The organism is Caulobacter sp. NIBR1757 (assembly GCF_027912495.1).
Taxonomy (GTDB): Bacteria; Pseudomonadota; Alphaproteobacteria; order Caulobacterales; family Caulobacteraceae; genus Caulobacter.
On record NZ_CP115463.1, the window covers coordinates 4,347,866 to 4,369,705 of the forward strand.

A 21,840-nucleotide genomic window follows, 5' to 3' on the forward strand; every position below is an offset into this window, starting at 1 on the left:
AGCGTATGGCCAAGATCACCTACGTCGAGCATGACGGAACCGAACACACCATCGAGGTGAAGAACGGCATGTCCGTCATGGAGGGGGCGATCAAGAACAACGTCCCCGGCATCGACGCCGACTGCGGCGGGGCCTGCGCCTGCGCCACCTGCCACGTCTATGTCGACGCCGCCTGGGAAGGCAAAACCGGCGAGAAGTCGGCGATGGAGGAGTCGATGCTCGACTTCGCCGAGAACGTCGAGCCGAGCAGCCGCCTGTCCTGCCAGATCAAGGTCAGCGACGACCTGGACGGCCTGGTCGTGCGGATGCCGGAAAGCCAGCACTAGGACGCGCCAGCCCTCCCTCCCCGAATGGGGAGGGCAGGCCGAAGGCCGGGTGGGGCAGTGGGTCACTGCGTCCCGCCGGTGAGGTATCTCAGCGCACAGTCTCAGAAGTTAGTGGCCGATTTCCCCACCCGACGCGCGTAACCGCGCGTCTGCCCTCCCCATTCGGGGAGGGAGGGATGACAGGGGCCCGCCTCACCGGCCGGGTACGCTGTACCGGTGAAGCGAGCCCCCATCCCCCCGCGGCTGCGAGGGACCCGGTCTTCCGCCTCGGGTTCCTATTCGATGTCTTCGGCCATCAGGTCGATCTTGTGGAAGCCGCCGTCCTGCAGGGCGTTCACCACGCCCATGAACTGCTCGTATTTCACCTCGGCGTCGGCCCGCACGACGATGCGCTGGGCCTGGGGCAGGCCGGGGATGCCGTTGGCCTTCATCGAGACCGGCAACGCCCCGGGCAGGTCCGCCAGGGTGGTCAGGGTGTCGCCGATATAGACCGCCCCGCCCTTCTGCAGGGAGACGATGGTCAGCCTCGGCGGCTGGACGCTTTTCGGCGGGTTGGCGACGGGCAGGTCGACCGCGATCGACACCGTCGCCATCGGGGCGGCGACCATGAAGATGATCAGCAGCACCAGCATGACGTCCACGAACGGCGTGACGTTGATCTCGGCGTTCTGGCTGATCGAAAACCGGCCTGTGCCGGCCCCGGCAAGTTTGGCGGCCATGAGCTCTTCCTCCCATCGAAGTGAGATTAAGAGCGTAATATTTTAATATTGTAAACCCCAATTGCAGTGGGGGGTTAGAGGCCCAGTTCCCGCTGGCCGGTCTCGATGTGGGCCGCCTCGGGCAGGTGGCAGGTGAACACCGCCCCGGCCCCCGGCTCGCTTTCCAGGGCCACCCAGCCGCCGTGCAGTTCGACCAGCGACTTGACCAGGGCGAGGCCGAGGCCCGGGCCGCCGCGGTCGCGGCCGACGAAGCGGTCGAAGATGTGGGCCTGGACGTGGAAGGGGATGCCCCGGCCGGTGTCGGCGACGCTGATGCGCACCTCGCCCAGCGCCCGGCGGGCGGTGAGGGTGACCTTGCCTTGCGGCGGGGTCTGGCGGACGCCGTTTTCGACCAGGTGGTCGAGGACCTGGGCGAAGCGTTTGGGATCGCCGCGGATCAGCCCGACCTCGTCCTCGCAGTCGACGATCAGCGCGATCTGGCCGGACTCGGCGTGGCGGCTCCAGCGCTCGGCCGTCTCGTTCAGCAGTTCGCAGACCCGGACGTCGGCCACTTCCAGGGCGATCTCGCCCGAGTCGATGGCGGCGATGTCGAGGACGTCGTCGATCGAGCGGCCCAGCTGGGCGCCGGCCGTGCGGACGGCGGCGAGGTGGCCCCGGGCCCGCTCCGGCAGGGCGTCGCCCATGCGTTCGAGCAGTTCGCTGTAGCCGATGATGGTGGTCAGCGGGGTGCGCAGTTCGTAGGAGACGTTGCCGACGAACTCGCGTTTCAGCCGCTCTGCCTCGGCAAGGGCGTTCTCGCGGTCGGCCAGGGCGCTTTCCAGGCGGCGGGTGTCGGTGACGTCGGCGAAGGCGATCAGGGTGGCGCCGTCGGGCAGCGGGCGCGACTGCCAGGCGACGATGCGGCTGTCGCTGGTGCGGGCCTCGCCCGAGGCCGGGGCGCGGGCCTTGGGATCGGGGTCGGCGATGCGCCCCTTGAGCTCGGTCCAGAAGACCTGGTCATGCAGGCGAGGCAGGCAGCGCTCGACCACGCCCTCGAAATCCATCGCCCCCTCGAGGTCGGCGGCCGGAATGTTCCAGAACTGGGCGAAGGCGTCGTTGTGCAGCCGCATCAGGCCGTCGGAACCGAACACAGCGACGGCGTCGTTGAGCTTGTCGAGCGTCGCCTGCTGCACCTGGATGAAGGCGTTGTAGCGGGACTTGAGTTTCAGCTCGTCGGTGATGTCGCTGAACAGCAGCAGCACGCCGCCCAGCGGGTGGGGCTGGTGAACGACGCGCAGAGTGCGGCCGTCGGGCAGGCTCCAGAGGTCGTCCGGCTGGGCCTTGAGAGATTCATAGCGGGCCAGTTCGCCGGCCTTCCAGCCGGCGTAGTCGACGGTCTCGGGCAGGCGGCGGCGCTGGCGCAGGCGGTCGAGGATCTCTCCATGGGTCGGGGTTTCGGCCAGCCAGGCCGGCTCGAGGCTCCACAGCTGGGCGAAGGCGGTGTTGTGGAAGGCCAGCCTGCGGTCGCGGGTGAAGATGGCGACCGCCTCGGCGATGTGGTTGAGAGTCTCGTCGTGGGCGGCGACGTGGCGCTTGAGGGCCTCGCGGACGTCCTCGGCCTCGGTCAGGTCGCGGGCCGACATGGCGACATCGCCGCCTTCCAGCGGGGCGGCGCGGACCTTCAGGGCCCGGCGGCGGCCTCCGAGCGTTATGCGGCGGACAATCTCGCGGCGCTCGCCGCTTTCGGCGGCCTCGCGGGCAAGCGCGTCGGCCTCCGGATCGAGGCTGAGCTTGCGGGCCATGGCGTCGGCCAGGCTTTCGGCCCCGACCGCTTCCAGCCACAGTTTGTTGGCCCATTGCACCGAGCCGTCGGCGGCGGCGATCCAGGCCGGCTCTCCCACCCCGTCGAGGAAGCTGGCCAGGCGGGCGGCGGTCGGCAGGGCGGCCTCGCCGGCGGCCAGGGCGGTCAGCCGCAGCCAGGCCTGGGCCCCGGCGGCGCGGCCCTCGACCGAGACGGCCCCGAACGGCCCGCGGGCCTCGAAGGCGCAGGCCTCGCCCTTCTCGGTCAGGGCGCGCAGGCGGCGGGCATGGTCGGGATCGGCGCCGATCATCGCCTCGACCACGGCCTGCGGATCCTCGTCCTCGAGGTCGAAGGCGGCGGCGCAGGCGGCCAGGGCCTCCTCGCCCGAGGCCAGGCGGGCGACGCCCTCGTCGATGACGACCAGGGCGCAGTCGAAGGCCTCGGAGGAGGCGCGGGCGGCCGAGGCCCCGGCGGTCAGTTGGTCAATCTGGCCTTCAAGGATTTTGGCGCGCGCGTCACCGGCCCTGCGCTGGGCCACCGCCCACAGGGTCGCGCAGATCGCCAGGCTGACCGAACCGGTCGCCGCCGCGAGGATCAGGTCGGATCCACCCAAAGCGAAAAAGCCCCTCGAATCACCGTTAACCCTACGCCTGTAGCCTGCTTCGCGCGAAGAGGCCGCTGGCGATTGGGCGAAGTCGCAGCCATATCAGCAAGATGACCGATTGGACGAACGCCGCCGCGCCCTCCCTGGACGATTTCGCCACCATTGCCGGGGCCGCCTTCGACGGATTGCCCGAGCCGTTCCGGCGGCTGGCCAGGGAAGCCATCGTCCGCATCGATGACTACGCCGACGACGAGACGCTGGCCGCCCTGGGCATCGAGGACGTCTTCGAACTGACCGGCCTCTATCACGGGACCGATCTGACCGAGCGCTCGGTCTTCGATCCCAGCCCCATGCCGCCGCGCATCTTCCTCTACCGCCGGCCGCTGCTGGACGAGTGGGCCGAGCGGGGGGATGTGACGCTGGGCGAGCTGATCACCCATGTTCTGGTGCACGAGATCGGCCACCATTTCGGCCTGTCGGACGACGACATGCACCGGGTCGAGGACGAAGCGTGAACGAATCGGCTAGAATCGCCCGATGACCCAGCTGTTCGATATCCCCGCCCTGACCGACGGCGTTCCCGAAGCCCGGGTGATGCGCGGCGAGAACTACTTCGGCCATGGCTGGGTGGAGCTGGTCGACTACGGTCCCGGCGGGGTGCTGGCCCATGTCATGGGCGAGCGCGGCATCGCCTATGTGGTCGAGATGAAGAAGGCCGACGGCAAGGATGCGGTCTGTACCTGTCCCGACTTCGAGGACTCCAGGCTGATCTGCAAGCATGTGGTGGCGACGGCGCTGAAGGCCAATTCGGTCGATGACGGCGACCTCAAGGAGGCCGCCCAACGCATCCCCCGCCTGCGCGACATGCTCGACATGGAAGGCCGCGACGACGCCGACGACCTGGCGCTGCGGGCGCGGCGGGATCCGGCGTTGCTGAAGGAACTGGAGGGGTAGCCGTCCCTCCCCGAATGGGGAGGGCAGGCGCGCGTTGCGCGCCGGGTGGGGCGGTGGGTCACCAGCGCTCGCCGGTTTGGTTTCTCAGTGGATGGTCTCGAACGTCTCGGACCGACTTCCCCACCCGACGCGCGTAACCGCGCGTCTGCCCTCCCCAATTCGGGGAGGGAGGGGGCCCTAGACGTTCACCGGCTGGCCGAAGCGTTCGCCCAGGTACACCCGCCGCACTTCCGGATCGTCGATGATCTCCCGCGGGGAGCCTTCGAACAGCACCTCGCCGGCGTGGATGATCGAGGCGCGGTCGATGATGTCGAGGGTCTCACGGACGTTGTGGTCGGTGATCAGGATGCCGATGCCGCGCCCCTTGAGGTAGCCGATCACCTCGCGGATGTCGGCGATGGCCAGGGGGTCGATGCCGGCGAAGGGCTCGTCGAGCAGCATGAAGGCCGGCTCGGAGGCCAGGGCCCGGGCGATTTCCACCCGCCGGCGTTCACCGCCCGACAGGCTGATAGCCGGGGCCGCGCGCAGGTGCTCGATGCGCAGCTCTTCCAGCAGGTTGGTGGTGGTCTTGATGGCCTGGTCGCGGTCGGGGACACGCATCTCGACCACGGCCATGACGTTCTGCTCGACCGTCAGGCCCCGGAAGATCGAGGCCTCCTGCGGCAGGTAGCCGACGCCGAGGCGGGCGCGCTGGTACATGGGCAGGGCGGTGATGTCGGCCCCGTCGAGCAGGATGCGGCCGTGATCGACCGGGATCAGGCCGGTGATCATGTAGAAGCAGGTCGTCTTGCCCGCGCCGTTGGGGCCCAGCAGGCCGGCGACCTCGCCGCGTTCCAGGCGCAGGGAGACGTTCTTGACGACCTGCCGGTCGCCAAAGCGCTTGCCGAGATTCTCGACGAGGAGGCCGGCGCCCTTGTCCTGCGAAACGTCCGTCATGCTCTATTGCGACTTGCTGCTCGGGAACAGCACGGCGCGCACGCGGCTCTTGCTGTCGCGGCCCTTGGCGCCGGCGAACAGCTGCGACTGGCCGGTCGTCAGGTTGATGACCGCCCGTTCGGCCCGGGCGACATTCTCGCCCTGGATGACGACCACGTCGCCGGTCAGCACGATGGTGTCGTTGCCGGCGGTGTAGACCGCGTGCCGGGCGCTGATCCGGCGATCAGGCTGGACGTAGAGGACGTCGCCTTCGGCCACCAGCTTCTCGGTCGGGCCGCAGCCGTCGCCCTTCTTGACCTGATAGGCGTTGACGACCTGGGCGCGCAGGCGGGTCTTGGCCTGCATGGCCTCGACGTCGCCCTTGAAAACCTGGCGGCATTCCTCGGGATAGGTCTCGGTCGCGTCGGCCGCGATATCGAGGGGCGCGTTGGTGCGCGGCGCGATCTGGGCCGCCGCCGCGCCGGCCATCGCCAGGGTCGCCACCAGGGCGCCCGCCGCCATCACATGAACCTTGCGCATCGTCTGCCTTATTTCTCGATTCGGGCCCGGACCCGGCCCTTCATGATGACGCGTCCGGTCTCCCGGTCCACCTCATAGGAGTTTGCCTGAACCTGGCCAAGCGGGCCATCGCCTGAAATGCCCTGCTGACCGGTGATCTTGCCCGTCCGGGTGTCGATAATGCTGTCGTTCGTGGCGATACGTTGGCCCTGGCCGTTGTCGATGCGGACATCGCCGGACAGCCGCAGGATGCGGGTCTTCTCGTCATAGACGCCGCGCCTGGCCGTCATCCGCGACGGCGCGCCTGTCTCCCCGCCCAGGTTGAGGACCGGATCGGTGAGAATGACCTCCTGCATCAGGGTGTCGCTGCGGGCGGCCGAGCCGGCCCCGATCAGGAAGCTGCGGCCGTCGGCCATGCGGCCCATGAAGCGGGCCCCGACCAGCTTGATTTCCTTCTGGGTGACCTTGGGCAGCTGATTGGGCGCCTGAATGGAGCTCAAGGTGAAATAGCCGGCCAGGGCGATGACCAGCGCCCCCATCAGGGCCGGCAACAGCCAGCGCAGCACCCGGATGACAGCCGAGCGCCGGCGCCAGGCTTCCATCCCGGTGCGGGGTCGGCTGTGGGCAAGGGCGTCGGCGGCGGTCATCGGGTTCCTAGATAGGGACGATTCAGCTGTGCGCGAAGATGTCGACGTCTTCCCAGCCGGCGAGGTCGAGCGTGCAGCGGGCCGGCAGGAAGTCGAAACAGGCCTGGGCCAGGGCGGTGCGGCCCTCGCGGGCCAGCATCATCTCCAGCTTGGCCTTGGCGGCGTGCAGGTAGAGGACGTCGCTGGCGGCATAGGCCAGCTGTTCCGGGGTCAGGGTCGCCGCGCCCCAGTCGCTGGACTGCTGGGCCTTGGAAAGGTCGACCCCGACCGTCTCCTTGACCACGTCTTTCAGGCCATGGCGGTCGGTGTAGGTGCGGGCCAGCTTGCTGGCGATCTTGGTGCACCAGACCGGGGTGGTGATGACGCCCAGGTGCAGTTCGAACATGGCGATGTCGAAGCGGCCGAAGTGGAAGATCTTGGTCACCGCCGGATCGGTCAGCAGGGCCTTGAGGTTGGGCGCGTCATAGGTCTCGCGGTCGAGCTGGACCATATGGGCGTCGCCGTCGCCGGCGCTGATCTGCACCAGGCAGAGGGGGTCGCGCCGGAAGCGCAGGCCGAGGGTCTCGGAATCGACGGCGACGGAGGTCACGCCGGCGAACAGGCCGGCCGGCAGGTCGCCGATATGAAGGTGATTGGCCAACTGATTTTTCTCTCTACTGCCGCGTCATACCATACTGGCTACCGCCTGCGAGACTAAGAGAGAGCGGTGGTGCCCAGGAGAGGACTCGAACCTCCACGACCGTTAAGTCACTGGCACCTGAAGCCAGCGCGTCTACCAATTCCGCCACCTGGGCTCGCTAGGCATCCTTGTCGGATGGCCGCGAAGGCGCGCTCATTACGGCAGGCTTTGTGCGCGGTCAATGGCCGAGATTGCGATTATCGTCAGGCTCGTCTAAGCCCGCGCCAGTTCAGAGGATAGGCGAAGCCATGCAAGGTCTGGTCACGGTTTTCGGCGGCACCGGTTTCATCGGCCGGCAGGTGGTTCGGGCGCTGGCCAAGAAGGGCCTGCGGGTCCGGGCGGCGGCGCGCCAGCCGGGACGCGGCTATCGCCTGCGCATGCTGGGCGACGTCGGCCAGATCTCGGTGGTCCAGGCCAACATCCGTGACAAGGCCTCCATCGCCCGCGCCGTCGAGGGCGCCGAGGCGGTGATCAATCTGGTCGGCATCATGCGCGAGTCCGGCCGCCAGCGCTTCCTGGCCGTCCACGGCATGGGGACCCGCAACGTCGCCGAAGCCGCCAGGGCGGCGGGCGCCAGGCGCTTCGTGCAGATGTCGGCCATCGGCGCCGACCCGGACGGCGCCTCCAAGTACGCCCGCACCAAGGCCGAGGGCGAGGCGGCGGTGCGCGAGGTGTACCCCGACGCGGTCATCATCCGTCCCTCCATCGTCTTCGGTCCCGAGGACGACTTCTTCAACCGCTTCGGCCAGATGGCGGCCCTGAGCCCGGCCCTGCCGCTGATCGGCGGCGGCCATACGAAGTTCCAGCCCATCTACGTCGGCGACCTGGCCGCGGCCATCGCCCAGGCCGCCGCCAGCGACGCCTTCGCCGGCCAGACCATCGAGCTGGGCGGCCCGGCCGTTCACGACTTCAAGGCGCTGATGGCCTTTGTCTGCACCGAGACCGGCCGCAAACGCATCCTGGCCCCGCTGCCTTTCCCGCTGGCCGCCCTGATGGGCATGGCGGGCGATCTCGTCGGCGCGGTCATCGCCCCGCCGATCACCAGCGACCAGGTCGAACTGCTGCGCACCGACAATGTGGCGACGGGTCCCGGCCTGGAAGCCTTCGGTATTGTCGGCAAGCCGATCGAGGCGATCGTCCCATCCTACCTCTACCGCTACCGCAAGGGCGGCCAGTACGCCGAGACGCCGGAAGGGGCCTACTAGCCGGCCGGCCGCGCTATCGAAGCGGCCTACCATTATACCGCGCTTCCGGGGGCAAGGGCCGGAGGCGGTCCAGGACCCTTTGAAAACATTGATGGAACCGTGCCCGCCGGGTGGGCCGGGCCGCAGGGATAGTAGCCTGAAGCGTAGGCCCGACGGAGGCCGACTGTCGCCGGATGTAGGTCGAAATGGCGTCGATGGCGCTACATCGGGCGCCGGGATTTCGGGTGTCGGTGTCGCAGCCTCAAAAGGCCCCAAAAACAATATGTCTAGACATATTCATCGCCCCTAGAGGGCCTGATCCCACTCGGCGACGACGGCCGGATCGGTCTCCGCGACCGTGGCCCGCAGGACCGCCGCCCGCGCCGGCGCCAGCCGCTTCAGCGCCCAGACCGCCGCCCCGCGCACGACCGGGTTGGCGTCGGCCAGCCGGGCCTCGACGACGGGGACGAGGGACGGATCGCCGCTGTTGCCGGCGGCGTAGAGGACGTTGCGGACCAGCCGGTCGCGGCCGATGCGGGTCACCGCGCTCTTCCTGAACAGCCGCCGGAACCCCTCGTCGTCCAGCCCCGCCAGTTCGGCCAGCGCCGGTTCGTCCAGCTCGGGCCGGGCCCGTAGCCCCATCTCCCGGGCCCGCACCGCGAACTTGTTCCATGGGCAGACGGCCAGGCAGTCGTCACAGCCATAGATGCGGTTGCCCAGCGCCGGCCGCAGGGCGGCGTCGACCGGCCCTTCATGCTCGATGGTCAGGTAGGAGATGCAGCGGCGGGCGTCGAGCTGGTAGGGGGCCGGGAAGGCGCTCGTCGGACAGATGTCGAGGCAGGCGCGGCAGGTCCCGCAGGCGTCCTCGCCGGGCGCCTCCAGGGGCAGGTTGATGCTGGTCAGCACCGAGCCGAGGAACAGCCAGCTGCCCAGCTCCCGCGAGACGAGGTTGGTGTGCTTGCCCTGCCAGCCGAGGCCCGCCCGCTCGGCCAGCGGCTTTTCCATCAGCGGGGCGGTATCGACGAAGACCTTCACCTCGCCGCCGAACTTCGCCTTGATCCAGCCGCCGAGGTTTTTGAGCCGGCCCTTGATCAGGCCGTGATAGTCGTCGCCGCGGGCGTAGGCGCTGATCAGGCCGTTGGAGCGCCGGGACAAGCCCTCCAGAGGATCGGTCGCCGGTCCGTAGGTCATGCCGACGACCACGGCGCTCTTCGCTTCCGGCCACATGGCGGTCGGATGGGCCCGGCGCTCCAGCGTCTCCTCCATCCAGGCCATGTCGCCGTGGCGACCGGCCTCGACGAACTGCGCCAGTCGCGCCCCCGCCGGCCAGGCGTCCGCCGCCGAAGCAAACCCGCAGGCATCGAAACCGAGGGCCCGCGCCCGTTTGCGGATGTCGTCGGGGGTCATCGCTGCTTGAAGAGATTGACCCGCTGTTCAAAGAGGGCCCCGCGCCGGTCGACCAGCGGCTCGATACCCTCGAAGACCTTGCCTTCCGGGTCCATGTCCGTCTCGCCAGAGGCCAGTCGGTCGGCGATCTTGCCGAGCAGGTCGGCGACGGCGACCTCGACCCGGCCGCTTTCCTCGATGGTGTCGAGGGCGCTGAAGATGGCCGTCCGGAAGGGCCCCTCCGGAAGGATCACGGAGAATTCTCCCTGAATCTTGCGGGCGCTCGGCCAGGCCTTCAGGGCTTCCTGCCGGCCGATGGCGACCTTGGCCTGCATGGCCTTGCCGGTGGCGATCGGGTCGGGGTCTTCCTCGTTGATCTGGCGCTCCAGATATTCGAGGGCCAGCATCATCGCCTCGTTGGTCGCCTTGGCCGACTTGGACAGGGCCACCTGCGGATGGTCGGAGCGGTTGGCCATGACGACAGACAGGTCGAGCATGGCGTTCTCGTTGCGGATCGCCAGCCGGGTGCCCGCCAGCATGTGGCGTGCGACCTCAAGCTTGGCGTTATCGTCGCCGGCGGCGGCCTTGAGCAGCACTGGCCGCAGGCGGTTGAGCAGGGTTTCGGACTCGTCGATGACGCCGCGGGCGATGCCGGGCAGCGACTTGAAACCCTCCACCTGGCGCACCGAGTCGGGGCCCAGGGTGCGATACCGGCGCTCCAGCTCGGCCGGCATCTGCGGCAGGGCGGCGATGGCGGTCTTCTGACGGGCGACCTCGGCGTCGGCCTTGACCAGCCAGGCCTGGATCCACGCCCTGCCCTCGGGCCCGGTCCGCTCGGGGCCCATGGCCTCGGTGACGACGTCGATCATTTCCAGGCCGAAAGTGTTGTTGTCGGCCATCACCTGGTTGTAGGGCGCCGACCAGGCGATGACGTCGGCCAGCAGCTTCTGCGCCTCGGCCTCGGTGTCGACCCGGTTGACCGGCTGTCCGAGGGCCGGCGTGGCGGCCATCGGCGCGGCGATCAGCACCGCCGCCAGCATCAGCTTGAAGATACGCATCCCGAAAACTCCCCCCGGCGCCAAATGGGCGCCTCCTGGGAGGCGCCTCTAGAAGTCCAGGTCGTCGTAGTGGCCGGCGGGGGCGAGGCCCGGCCAGCGATCAGCCAACAGCGGCCGGAAGCATGGCCTGGACTTCAGCTTCATGTACCAGGTCTTGGCGGCGGGAAAGTCCCGCCAGGGCACGTCGCCGAAATAGTCGATCACCGACAGGTAGGCGGCGGCCGCGAAATCGGCCAGCGACACCCGCTTGCCGGCCAGCCAGTCACGCTCGCGCAGCAGGGTTTCCAGATACTGCATATGGACCTTGAGCCCGTCGCGGCCGGCCCGCAGGTTGGCCAGGGCCGGGGCGCCCAGCCGCAGCAGGCGCTTTTCCATCTTCTCGTGCAGCAGCAGGCCGGCGACCTCGAAGTCGAACTTGCGGTCGAACCACTGGACGATGCGCCGCGCCTCGGCCCGTTCGGCCGCCTCGCGGCCGAGCAGCGGCGGTTCGGGATAGCTCTCTTCCAGGTGTTCGAGGATGGCGCGGGCTTCGCAGACGACGATCCGCTGGCCGTTCACGACCTCGACCAGCACCGGCGGCACGCCGGACGGATTGAGCGCGAAGAGCTCCTCGGGGCCTTCCCAGTAGCGGACGACCTGGTCGCTGAACGCCAGGCGCTTTTCGCCGAGCGCCAGCCGCACCTGGCGCGAGGCCGGGTCGAGGGGGAAGTGGTAGAGGGTGCGTTCGACGCTCATGGGGGGCGGGGCTGACTATAAAGCGAATCGTACCCGCTTTGCGCCTATCCGGATTAACGCGTCGTTTACTGGGTTGCGAAACGCGGTCCCTCTTCCGCTTGGCGGGCCCAATCGCAGATGACTGTTCCGCCCCTTTTCGTCATCCCGGAAGACCGCGAAGCGGGCTATCCGGGACCCAGGGGGTGCGTGATCTCGTTCTCAAAACGCAGCGTTTCGGCCGGTGCGTTGCAGCCCCTGGGTCCCGGATAAGCGCTTCGCGCTTTCCGGGATGACAGGCGTTTGGAAAAGCGGCGCCGTAGCGGTTGCCGGCGCAACACTGCCATCAGGCCGCGATGCGCGGCGTCGGCCCGACATACTCCGACTGCGGGCGGATCAGGCGGCCGCCGGCCAGTTGTTCGCGGGCGTGGGCCAGCCAGCCGGCGGTGCGGCCCATGGCGAAGACGCCGGTGAAGGTGGCCGGCGGGAAGGCCAGGGCTTCCAGCAGCAGGGCGGTGAAGAACTCGACATTGACGTCCAGCGGCCGGTTCGGCCGGTGTTCCTTGAGGATGGCCAGGGCGGCGGCCTCGACCGCCTCGGCGAAGGCCAGGCGGCCGGGCAGGCGGCCCGACTCCTCGGCCAGGCGGCGGACCGCGCCCTTGAGCGCGTCGGCGCGGGGATCGCGCACCCGGTAGACCCGGTGGCCGAAGCCCATCAGCCGCTCGCCCCGGTCCAGCGCCGCCTCGATCCAGGGCCGGGCGTTCTCCGGCTTGCCGATGGCGTCGAGCATCTCGATGACCGGCCCGGGCGCGCCGCCGTGCAGCGGCCCCTTGAGCGCCGAGATGCCGGCCAGCACGGCGCTGGTCAGGCCGGCGCGGGTCGAGGCGACGACCCGGGCCGCGAAGGTCGAGGCGTTGAGGCCGTGATCGCAGACGGTGACCAGATAGGCGTCGAGGGCCTCGGGATGACCGGCCGGCGGGGCCTTGCCGTGCAGCATGCGCAGGATGTCGGCGGCATGGCCGAGCGCCGGGTCGGGGGCGACGGGGGCGTCGCCGGCCTGCAGCCGGACGATGGCCGGGGTGAACACCGCCGGGGCCGCGATCAGCCGCAGGGCGGTGGCCAGGTCGTCGCCGTCGGCGAGGCGGGCGGTCAGGGCGCGCATGGCCTCGACCGGGCCGAGCGCCAGCAGGCCGTCATCGACCGCCTGCACCTCGTTGAACACCTCCACCCGGGCCCGGCCGAGGGCGGCGGTCAGGTCTTCGGGCAGGTTCTCGAAGAAGCCGTCGAAGAGCAGCCGCACCACTTCCTCATAGCGGGTGCGCCCGGCCAGCTGGTCCAGGGTCCAGCCGCGGATGACCAGGCGCCCGGCCTTGCCATCGACATCGGACAGCACGGTGCGGGCGGCGACGACGTCTTCGAGACCGTCGGACATGACATTGTTCCTCTCGTTTCACCTTGTCTTGCGGCTGAAATCGGACCAATGTTGATCAACGTCAATCTTGATCAATATAATCAATGTCAACCGACTGGATCGACCGCGAGACCGCCCTGCAGCGCCTCGGCGTGCGGTCGCAGACCCTCTATGCCTATGTCAGCCGAGGCCGGGTCGACGCCCGCCCCGATCCGGCCGATCCGCGCCGCAGCCTCTACCGCGCCGCCGACATCGGGGCCCTGACCGACCGGCGGGCTCGGGGCCGCAAGGCCTCGGCGGTGGCCCAGAGCGCCATCGCCTGGGGCGAGCCGGTGCTGGCCAGCGCCATCACCACCATCGCCGGGGGGCGCCTCTGGTATCGGGGGCGGGACGCCGCCGAGCTGGCGCAGACCCAGACCCTGGAGGCCGTGGCGCGCCTGCTGCGCGGCGGTCATGGCGCGGTGCTCAAGAGCGTCGAGCGCACCGCTCCGCCCGCCTTGGATGACGGCAAGGCCAGGCTGTTCGCGGCCCTGGCCGCCCGGGCCGCGGCCGAGCCGCCGGCGCGGGGGCGGGCGCCGCTGGCCCTGGCGCTGGAGGGCGGCGGCCTGCTCGACCTCGTCGCCGACGCGGTCTGCGGCGGGCTGGGAACCGGCCCGATCCACCAGCGCCTGGCCGCCGCCTGGGGCCAACCGTCAGCGGCGGACCCGATCCGCCGCGCCCTGGTGCTGCTGGCCGACCATGAGCTCAACGCCTCGACCTTCGCCGCCCGGGTGGCGGCCTCGACCGGGGCCGGGCTGTCGGCGGCGGCGCTGGCCGGTCTCTGCGCCCTGTCCGGGCCCCTGCACGGCGGCATGGCGGCCCGGGTCTGGAACCTGCTCGAGGAATCCCGCCGCATCGGCCCGGCCGCCACGGTCGAGGGGCGTCTCGCGCGCGCCGCCCCGACCCCCGGCTTTGGCCACCCGCTCTACCCGGAGGGCGATCCGCGCGCCGAAGCCCTGCTGACGGCCTGTCCGCCGACGGAGGATCTGGCGGCGCTGCTGGGCGCCGTGGAGAGCGGCACCGGAGAGCGGGCCAACATCGACTTCGCCCTGGTGGCCATGGCCGAGGCCCTCGGGCTTCCCCGGGACGCGCCCTTCCTGCTGTTCGCGGTGGCCCGCTCGGCGGGGTGGATCGCCCATGCGGTCGAGGAGGGGTCGGGGGGACGGCTGATCCGGCCCCGGGCACGGTATGTGGGGCCGGCGGTGGGGGTATAGGGCGACTGGCGGCGCAATTATTGCTCTCCGCCCTCTGGGCGGAGGACCGCTTTCGAGCCTTCAAGCGAGAAAGCAGGAGGCGGGCCCACCGGCGGTGGGGGACTAGCGTGTTCCCTTACACACCGGCGGCGGCTTTCGCCCTTCACGTCCGCTGGTGGAAGTCCCGCCTCCTGCTCTGTCGCTGGCGCTCCAGAGCGGTCCTCCGCCCCAAGGGCGGAGAGCTGGACCTCACGACGCGTAGAAGTCCCGTTTGGCCAGCATCATGGCCGTCACCAGTTCGCGCTCGGCCTCGCTGAGCAGGGGGTTCCAGACGTCGAAGATCAGGATCACGCGGAGCTGGTCGGCGTCGTTCCAGGCTTCGTGCTCGATGGTGTCGTCGAAGGCCCAGGCCTCGCCCATCTTCCAGGAGCGCAGGTCGTTGCCGACCCGGAACCGGGCTGGTCCGGGCAGGATCAGCGGCAGGTGGACCAGCAGCCGGGCGTTGGTCGAGCCGGTGTGGGGCGGGATGTGGGTGTTGGCCTCAAGGGCGGAGAACAGGGCCGTGGGGGCATAGCCCTGCTGGTCGCACAGGGGCAGGCGCGAGAGCAGCTCCGCCGTCTTCGGACACTGCTTGCAGGCGGCGTCCTGCCTCACGCCGTCGCGCCACAGCCACAGGGACCGCCAGCGGCGCGACCTGTTGAGCTCCGCCCACTGGTTGACCGGGGCGCCGGCCGGATAGTCGATGTAGGGGGCGAAGGCGGCGTCGGCGGCGGCCAGCGCCCCCTCCAGCTCACCCCGGATCATGTCGGTCGCCGCTTCCAGCTCCGGGAACCAGGGGAAGAGGCCGCGGTCGAAGAAGGGCACGGCCGGTAGTTGCGGGTAGTGGAAGTCGACCGGCTCGGAGACGTAAGCCCGCTTGCGGCCGCTGAGGATCTGCAGCGCCTCGTCGAAGCGGCCGAGGCTCTGGTTGCCATGCCGGCCGCGAACCTCGGCGACACGGGCGTCGAGATGCTGGGCCAGACTGTCGGCATGCTGGTCGACGACCGTCCGGGCCCGGGCCAGCGGGGCGGCGACGCCCGGCGGCAGATGGCTTTCGGGCGGGGCGATCTTCAGGACGTTGCGATAGACCAGCGCCGCCGCCTTGGGCCCGGAGACCTGTTCGACCAGGGCCGCCTTCGAGAGCATGGCCATGAAGTGATAGGGGTCGGCCATCAGCACCCGGTCGAGGCTGGCGATGGCGGCGCGTAGGTCGCCGCCGACCCGCTGGGCCAGGGCGATGTTCATCAGGATCTCGAGGTCGTCCGGGGCCTGGACGCGGGCCTGGCCAAGCAGGGTCAGCGCCCGCGCGGAGTCGCGGCGCTGCAAGGCGGCCATCGCCTGATTGACCAGATCGGCCCCCGCCGACGTCATCGTAACGTCCTGAACGCTCACACCCATGCGCAAGGGTTATCTGGCCGACCGACGGCGAGCGACAGCGAAGATGACAAATCGGTAATACTGCGACAGCTTGTCGCAGAACAGGGTTCGATTAGTTGAACGCGCTCAGCGAACTGCCCGTTTTACCAGCAGAGACTAGGCCCGTTCGTGCGCGGCCTCCTCGGCCTCCAACGGATGGTCGATACGGCCGAGCATTTCCTTGGGACAGACCTGCCAGAACAGGCCACGCGTCCGCTCCCAGTCGCGCAGCAGGCCTTCGGCGAAGGCCGACCCGGTCTCATGGGCGTGCTCGCGGACCAGCTTCTTCAGCACCTCTTCCCAATGGGCCGAGGCCAGCCGCTGGACGACGACGCTGTCGGGATTGACGCAGCCCTTGAAGCGGCCGGACAGGTCGAGGACGAAGGCCATGCCGCCGGTCATGCCGGCCGCGAAGTTCTCGCCGACGGGGCCGAGGATCACCGCCGTGCCGCCGGTCATGTATTCGAGGCCGTTGGTGCCGACGCCCTCGACCACCGTCGTGGCGCCCGAGTTGCGCACCGCGAACCGCTCGCCGGCCTGGCCGGCGGCGAACAGCTTTCCGCTGGTCGCGCCGTAGAGGACGGTGTTGCCGAGGATGACGTTGGTCTCCGGCGCCACCAGGTGGCGCGAGGGCTTGATGACGATGGTGGCGCCCGACAGGCCCTTGCCGACATAGTCGTTGGCCTCGCCGGTCAGCACGATGCGCAGGCCTCTGACGGCGAAGGCGCCGAGGCTCTGGCCGGCCGAGCCCTTCAGCTCGACGGTCAGGTGGCCGGCCGGCAGGGCGCTCATCCCGAACTTGCGCACGATATGGCTTGAGATGCGCGCGCCGATGGCCCGGGCTGTGTTCCGCACCGTGTAGGTCAGCTGCATCTTCTCGCCGCGCTGCAGCAGCGGGGCAGCGTCGCGGACGATCTGGGCGTCGAGGGTGTCGGGCACGGGGTTGCGGCCGTTGACCGTCGAATAGGGCGGGTTGCTGCCCGGGTCGGCCCGAACCAGCAGGGGGTTCAAGTCGAGGTCGTCGAGGTGTTCGCCGCCGCGGCTGACCTGGGCCAGCAGGTCGGTGCGGCCGACCACTTCCAGCAGCGAGCGGAAACCGAGGTCCGACAGGATCTCGCGAACTTCCTCGGCGATGAAGGTGAAGAGGTTGATGACCTTTTCCGGCGTGCCGGTGAACTTCTGGCGCAGGGCATCGTCCTGGGTGCAGACGCCGACCGGGCAGGTGTTGCTATGGCACTGGCGGACCATGATGCAGCCCATGGCCACCAGCGAGGCGGTGCCGATGCCGAACTCCTCGGCCCCCAGCATCGCCGCCATGACGATGTCGCGGCCGGTGCGCAGGCCCCCGTCGGTGCGCAGGGTCACATGGTGGCGCAGGTTGTTGAGGGTCAGCACCTGGTTGGCCTCGGAAAGTCCCAGTTCCCAGGGCGAGCCGGCGTACTTGATCGAAGTCTGGGGCGAGGCGCCCGTGCCGCCGACGTTGCCGGCGATCAGGATGACATCCGCCTTGGCCTTGGCCACGCCGGCCGCGATGGCGCCGATGCCGGTCATCGAAACCAGCTTCACCGTCACCCGGGCGTCGGGGTTGATCTGCTTGAGGTCATAGATGAGCTGCGCCAGGTCCTCGATCGAATAGATGTCGTGGTGCGGCGGCGGACTGATCAGCATGACGCCGGGCGTGGCGTGGCGCAGCCTGGCGATCAGTTCGGTGACCTTGAAGCCGGGCAGCTGGCCGCCCTCGCCGGGCTTGGCGCCCTGGGCGACCTTGATCTCGATCTCGCGGCATTCGTTCAGGTATTCGGCGGTGACGCCGAACCGGCCGGAGGCGATCTGCTTGACGGCGCTGTTGGGGTTGTCGCCGTTGGGCAGCGGCCGGTAGCGGGCCCGGTCCTCGCCGCCCTCGCCGGAGACGGACTTGGCCCCGATGCGGTTCATGGCGATGTTGAGGACGCCATGGGCCTCGGGGCTGAGGGCGCCCAGGCTCATGCCGGGGGTCAGGAAGCGCTTGCGGATCTCGTTGACGCTCTCGACCTCGTCCAGCTCGACGGGGGTGCGGCCCTTGCGGAAGTCGAGCAGGTGGCGCGGCTGGCTGGCCTTCTGGCGGTGCAGGCCGGCGCTCCAGCGTTTGTAGGCCTCGTAGTCGCCGCTGTCGCAGGCGGCCTGAAGGGTGTGGATCAGCCGGGCTTCGAAGGCATGGGCCTCGCCCGAGCGGCGGGCCTTGTAGAAGCCGCCGACCGGCAGGGCGATGGCGGCCGGCGCCCAGGCGCGGCGGTGGATCTCGACCGTCTTGGCCTCGATGCCGGCCAGGCCGATGCCGGAAATGCGGCTGGGCATGCCGGGGAAGAACTCCGCCGCCAGCGAGCGCGACAGGCCCATGGCCTCGAAGTTGTAGCCGCCGCGGTAGCTGGAGATCACCGCGATGCCCATCTTGGAGATGATCTTCAGCAGGCCCTGCTCGATGGCCGTCTTGAAGTTCACGCAGACGTCGCGAAGGCTCAACTCCCCGGTCAGGCCGCGCTCCAGCCGATCCTGGAAGCTTTCCTGGGCGAGCCAGGCGTTGACCGCCGTCGCCCCGACCCCGACCAGGACGGCGAAGTAGTGGGTGTCCATGCACTCGGCCGAGCGGACGATGATCGAGACGTAGGAGCGCAGGCCCTTGGCCACCAGGTGGGCATGCACCCCGGCGGTGGCCAGGATCATCGGCAGGCCGACGCGGGTCGGGCCGCTTTCGGTGTCGGTCAGGACGATGGTCGAGCAGCCGCGCAGGGCGGCGTCTTCGGCCTCGGCCTTGATGCGGTCGAGGTTCGCGCGAAGGGCGTCGCCGGCCCGCGCCTCGGGGGCCGGCAGCGGCATGGTGCAGTCGATGACGGCCAGGTTCTTGCCGGCGATGTAGCCGAGGATGCGGTCGTACATGCCGGTGGTCAGCACCGGGCTTTCCAGCACATAGACGTCGGTCTGGGCCTCGTCCTGGGCCAGGATGTTGCCGAGGTTCTTGAACCGGGTCTTCAGGCTCATGACGCCCGTCTCCCGCAAGGGGTCGATCGGCGGGTTGGTCACCTGGCTGAAGTTCTGGCGGAAGAAGTGGCTGAGCGGCCGGTACTTGTCGCTGAGCACGGCCAGCGGCGCGTCGTCGCCCATCGAGCCGATCGCCTCCTTGCCGTCCTCGACCATGGGAGCCAGCACCATCTCCAGGTCCTCGAGCGAATAGCCGGCCGCCGTCTGGCGACGGGTCAGTTCCTCGCGGTCGGCGCACAGGCGGTCTTCCGGCCCGGGGCCGATCTCCTTTTCGAGATCGACCATGTTGGCCAGCCAGTCCTTGTAGGGATGCCGCTGGGCCAGTTCGTCGACGATCTCCTCCTCGCCGTACATGCGCCCTTCGGTCAGATCGATGGCGATCATCCGGCCCGGGTGAATGGTCAGCTTGCGGCTGATCCGCTCGTCCGGCACCCCACACATGCCGGCCTCGGACCCGACAATCAGCAGACCATCGTCGGTCAGGGCGGCGCGCAGCGGGCGCAGGCCGTTACGGTCCTTGCCGGCCACCACCCAGCGGCCGTCGGTGGCGCACAGGGCGGCGGGTCCGTCCCAGGGTTCCATGACCGCGTTGCAGTAGGAATAGAGCGCCTTGTGCTCGGGCTTCATCTGCTCGTCGGACTTGGCGTTCCAGGCTTCCGGCACCAGCAGGGCCTTGGCCATCGGGGCGCTGCGGCCGGCGCGGACCAGCACCTCGAAGGTGTTGTCGAGGGCGGCGCTGTCCGATCCGCCCGCCTGCACCACCGGCTTGATGTCGTCGCCGAGATCGCCGAAAGCCTGGGCGGCCATGCGGATCTCGTGGCTCTTCATCCAGTTGATGTTGCCCTTGATGGTGTTGATCTCACCATTGTGGGCCAGCATGCGGAACGGCTGGGCCAGGCGCCATTGCGGGAAGGTGTTGGTCGAATAGCGCTGGTGGAAGATGGCCACCGCCGCCTCGAACCGCTCGTCGCGCAGGTCAGGGTAGAAGGCGTCGATGCTCTCGGCCAGGAACATGCCCTTGTAGATCAGCGACCGGGCCGACAGGCTGCAGAGGTAGAAGTCCTGGATGGCCGCCTGGGCGACGCGCTTCTCGATCCGCTTGCGGGCCAGGAACAGGGCCCGCTCCAGCGCCTCGCCCTCGAGGCCGGGGGGCGGCGACAGCATGATCTGCTCGATCTCGGGGCGGGTGGCGTTGGCCTTCTCGCCGATCACCGAGGTATCGACCGGCACCTGGCGCCAGCCGTAGATATAGAAGCCGAAGCGCAAGGCCTCGCTTTCGACGATGGTCCGGGCGGCTTCCTGGGCGCCGAGATCCGTGCGCGGCAGGAAGACCTGGCCGACGGCGATCGGGCCGGGCCGCAGGGCATGGCCGGTGCCGGCCACCTGTTCCTCGAAGAAGGCCTGGGGAACGGACAGCAGGATGCCGGCCCCGTCGCCGGTCTTGCCGTCGGCGTCGACGGCGCCCCGGTGCCAGACCGCCTTCAGGGCCTTGATCGCCAGGTCGACGATCTCGCGGCGCGGCTTGCCGTCGATGGCGCAGACCAGGCCGACGCCGCAGGAGTCGCGTTCCATGGAGGGATCGTAGGCGTTGCCGTCGATCAGCAGCTGGCGGTTCTTGAGGTAGAGGTCGAGGACGTTGGACATGATCTCTACTCCGCGGCGACCAGCGCCGGCGTCGCCGACAGCTGCTTGTGGATCGAGGCGGCGGCGTCGAAGCCGTCGCGGATGGCCCAGACGACGAGCGAGGCGCCGCGGGCAATGTCGCCGGCGGCGTAGACGCCCGGCAGGTTCGTTTCCTTGGAGCGGCGATTGATCTTCACCGTCCCGGCCCGGCTGACCTCCAGGTCGGGGCTGCCCAAGGTCGTCGGCAGGTCTTCCGGATCGAAGCCGAGGGCCTTGATGACCAGGTCCGCCTTGATCTCGAAGTCGCCGTTCTCGATCGGCTCGGGGCTCTGGCGGCCGGAGGCGTCGGCGGGACCCAGGCGCATGCGGGCGGCGCGCACGCCGCTGGCCTGGCCGGCGTCTCCGGTGACGGCGCGGGGGCCGGCCAGCCATTCGAAGACGACGCCCTCTTCCTCGGCGTTGGTCACTTCGCGCAGGGAGCCGGGCATGTTCTCGCGGTCGCGGCGGTAGAGGCAGGTGACGCTGGCCGCGCCCTGGCGGATGGCGGTGCGCACGCAGTCCATCGCCGTGTCGCCGCCGCCGACGACGACGACATTCTTGCCTTCGGCGTCCAGCTCGCCGCTGTCGAAGGCCGGCACGGCGTCGCCGTAGCCCTTGCGGTTGGAGGCTGTCAGATAGTCGAGGGCGGCGACCACGCCGCCCGAGCCGGCGCCGGGCACCGGCAGGTCCTTGGCGGCATAGACGCCGGTGGCCAGTAGCACGGCGTCATGCTCGCGGCGCAGGTCCTCGAGGCTGGCGTCCCTGCCGACCTCGAAGTTCAGCCTGAAGACGATGCCGCCGTCGGCGAGGCGGTCGGTGCGGCGCTGGACGACGTCCTTCTCCAGCTTGAAGCCGGGGATGCCATAGACGAGCAGGCCGCCCGGCCGGTCGTAACGGTCATAGACGGTGACGTCATAGCCCAGTTCGAACAGGCGCTCGGCGGCGGACAGCCCGGCCGGGCCGGCGCCGACGACGCCGACCGACTGGCCGCGCGGCGCGCCCTGCACGAGGGGCGCGACCCAGCCTTCTTCCCAGGCCCTGTCGGACAGATAGCGTTCGACCGCGCCGATGGTGACGGTGCCGTGCCCCGACTGCTCGATGACGCAATTGCCCTCGCACAGGCGGTCCTGCGGGCAGATGCGGCCACAGATTTCGGGCATGCTGCTGGTCGCCTGCGACAGCTCATAGGCCTCGCGCACCCGTCCGGTCGCGGTCATCCGCAGCCAGTCGGGGATGTTGTTGTGCAGCGGGCAATGGGTCTGACAGAAGGGCACGCCGCATTGCGAGCAGCGCGAGGCCTGCTCCGACGCCTTGGCATCGACGAAGTCGGCGTAGATTTCCTGGAAGTCGCGGTCGCGCGCGCCGGCCTCACGCTTCGGCGGCGTGCGGCGGTCGATCACCGTGAACTTCAACATCCGTTCGGCCATGAGAGTCCCCACCCGTTTCCGGGGTCGAAAATTGCGTGGAACGGCTCATAGGGGCTCGTTTGGGCAACAAGAATGCGACGGTCTATTTTGTAGACTGAATTTCAAGTGATGCCCGGTTTGGCGGCGCCAAGGACCAGGGCAGCAATCATATTTGGT

Annotated in this window: 18 protein-coding genes and 1 tRNA gene; 5 read left to right on the forward strand and 14 right to left on the reverse strand. The window is 69.4% G+C overall.

Going from position 1 to position 21,840, the window contains the following annotated elements:
- The first annotated feature begins 5 nt into the window (after positions 1-5).
- Complete coding sequence (locus O5I81_RS20830) at positions 6-326, forward strand: 2Fe-2S iron-sulfur cluster-binding protein (protein ID WP_271066783.1); 321 nt, start codon at positions 6-8, stop codon at positions 324-326.
- A gap of 275 nt (positions 327-601) precedes the next feature.
- Here the strand turns inward: O5I81_RS20830 and O5I81_RS20835 are convergent, their stop codons facing one another.
- A complete protein-coding gene (locus tag O5I81_RS20835) occupies positions 602-1,045 on the reverse strand; it encodes a biopolymer transporter ExbD (RefSeq protein ID WP_271066784.1) in 444 nt (147 codons plus the stop codon).
- A gap of 74 nt (positions 1,046-1,119) precedes the next feature.
- Entirely contained in the window at positions 1,120-3,438 is a 2,319-nt protein-coding gene (locus O5I81_RS20840) for a PAS domain-containing sensor histidine kinase (RefSeq protein ID WP_271066785.1), read from the reverse strand.
- Positions 3,439-3,539: 101 nt separating this feature from the next.
- On the opposite strand from O5I81_RS20840, the gene O5I81_RS20845 reads away from it, so the two are divergent.
- Together O5I81_RS20845 and O5I81_RS20850 are read left to right on the forward strand one after the other, a co-directional pair.
- Entirely contained in the window at positions 3,540-3,944 is a 405-nt protein-coding gene (locus O5I81_RS20845) for a metallopeptidase family protein (protein ID WP_271066786.1), read from the forward strand.
- Between the two features lie 22 nt (positions 3,945-3,966).
- Positions 3,967-4,383, forward strand: a complete 417-nt coding sequence (locus O5I81_RS20850) for an SWIM zinc finger family protein (protein ID WP_271066787.1) — start codon at positions 3,967-3,969, stop codon at positions 4,381-4,383.
- A gap of 177 nt (positions 4,384-4,560) precedes the next feature.
- Here the strand turns inward: O5I81_RS20850 and lptB are convergent, their stop codons facing one another.
- The 5 genes from lptB to O5I81_RS20875 form a co-directional block, all read right to left on the reverse strand.
- Positions 4,561-5,319, reverse strand: a complete 759-nt coding sequence (gene lptB / locus O5I81_RS20855) for an LPS export ABC transporter ATP-binding protein (protein WP_271066788.1) — start codon at positions 5,317-5,319, stop codon at positions 4,561-4,563.
- A 3-nt stretch (positions 5,320-5,322) separates the two neighbouring features.
- The gene (locus O5I81_RS20860) at positions 5,323-5,838 is read right to left on the reverse strand and encodes an LptA/OstA family protein (protein ID WP_271066789.1); all 516 of its coding nucleotides are present in this window, start codon (positions 5,836-5,838) and stop codon (positions 5,323-5,325) included.
- Positions 5,839-5,846: 8 nt separating this feature from the next.
- Positions 5,847-6,464, reverse strand: coding sequence for an LPS export ABC transporter periplasmic protein LptC (lptC, locus tag O5I81_RS20865; RefSeq protein ID WP_271066790.1), 618 nt, complete (start codon positions 6,462-6,464; stop codon positions 5,847-5,849).
- 22 nt (positions 6,465-6,486) lie between these two features.
- Positions 6,487-7,104: a ribonuclease D gene (locus O5I81_RS20870; protein ID WP_271066791.1), complete on the reverse strand. Its 618-nt coding sequence runs from the start codon at positions 7,102-7,104 to the stop codon at positions 6,487-6,489.
- A gap of 67 nt (positions 7,105-7,171) precedes the next feature.
- Positions 7,172-7,258, reverse strand: a tRNA-Leu gene (locus O5I81_RS20875).
- Between the two features lie 133 nt (positions 7,259-7,391).
- Between O5I81_RS20875 and O5I81_RS20880 the strand changes: the two genes are divergently transcribed.
- Positions 7,392-8,348: a complex I NDUFA9 subunit family protein gene (locus tag O5I81_RS20880; RefSeq protein ID WP_271066792.1), complete on the forward strand. Its 957-nt coding sequence runs from the start codon at positions 7,392-7,394 to the stop codon at positions 8,346-8,348.
- Between the two features lie 285 nt (positions 8,349-8,633).
- Here O5I81_RS20880 and queG read toward each other — a convergent pair whose 3' ends face one another.
- The 4 genes from queG to O5I81_RS20900 all read right to left on the reverse strand — a co-directional run bounded on the left by queG (position 8,634) and on the right by O5I81_RS20900 (position 12,914).
- The gene (gene queG / locus O5I81_RS20885; protein ID WP_271066793.1) at positions 8,634-9,734 is read right to left on the reverse strand and encodes a tRNA epoxyqueuosine(34) reductase QueG; all 1,101 of its coding nucleotides are present in this window, start codon (positions 9,732-9,734) and stop codon (positions 8,634-8,636) included.
- Positions 9,731-10,771: a hypothetical protein gene (locus O5I81_RS20890; RefSeq protein ID WP_271066794.1), complete on the reverse strand. Its 1,041-nt coding sequence runs from the start codon at positions 10,769-10,771 to the stop codon at positions 9,731-9,733. The genes queG and O5I81_RS20890 overlap by 4 nt, the downstream gene beginning before the upstream one ends.
- Positions 10,772-10,819: 48 nt before the next feature.
- Entirely contained in the window at positions 10,820-11,506 is a 687-nt protein-coding gene (locus O5I81_RS20895) for a glutathione S-transferase family protein (RefSeq protein WP_271066795.1), read from the reverse strand.
- A gap of 322 nt (positions 11,507-11,828) precedes the next feature.
- Positions 11,829-12,914: a citrate synthase/methylcitrate synthase gene (locus tag O5I81_RS20900; protein ID WP_271066796.1), complete on the reverse strand. Its 1,086-nt coding sequence runs from the start codon at positions 12,912-12,914 to the stop codon at positions 11,829-11,831.
- 83 nt (positions 12,915-12,997) lie between these two features.
- On the opposite strand from O5I81_RS20900, the gene O5I81_RS20905 reads away from it, so the two are divergent.
- The gene (locus O5I81_RS20905; protein WP_271066797.1) at positions 12,998-14,146 is read left to right on the forward strand and encodes a citrate synthase; all 1,149 of its coding nucleotides are present in this window, start codon (positions 12,998-13,000) and stop codon (positions 14,144-14,146) included.
- A 228-nt stretch (positions 14,147-14,374) separates the two neighbouring features.
- On the opposite strand, the gene O5I81_RS20910 is transcribed toward O5I81_RS20905, so the two are convergent.
- From O5I81_RS20910 to O5I81_RS20920, 3 genes are all read right to left on the reverse strand, one after another.
- Positions 14,375-15,535 (reverse strand): aspartyl/asparaginyl beta-hydroxylase domain-containing protein, encoded by a 1,161-nt coding sequence (locus O5I81_RS20910; RefSeq protein WP_271066798.1) that lies wholly within the window; start codon positions 15,533-15,535, stop codon positions 14,375-14,377.
- A gap of 162 nt (positions 15,536-15,697) precedes the next feature.
- On the reverse strand, positions 15,698-20,239 hold the full coding sequence (gltB, locus tag O5I81_RS20915; RefSeq protein ID WP_271066799.1) for a glutamate synthase large subunit: 4,542 nt from the start codon (positions 20,237-20,239) through the stop codon (positions 15,698-15,700).
- 5 nt (positions 20,240-20,244) lie between these two features.
- Positions 20,245-21,684, reverse strand: a complete 1,440-nt coding sequence (locus O5I81_RS20920; protein WP_271066800.1) for an NAD(P)-dependent oxidoreductase — start codon at positions 21,682-21,684, stop codon at positions 20,245-20,247.
- Positions 21,685-21,840: the final 156 nt, after the last annotated feature.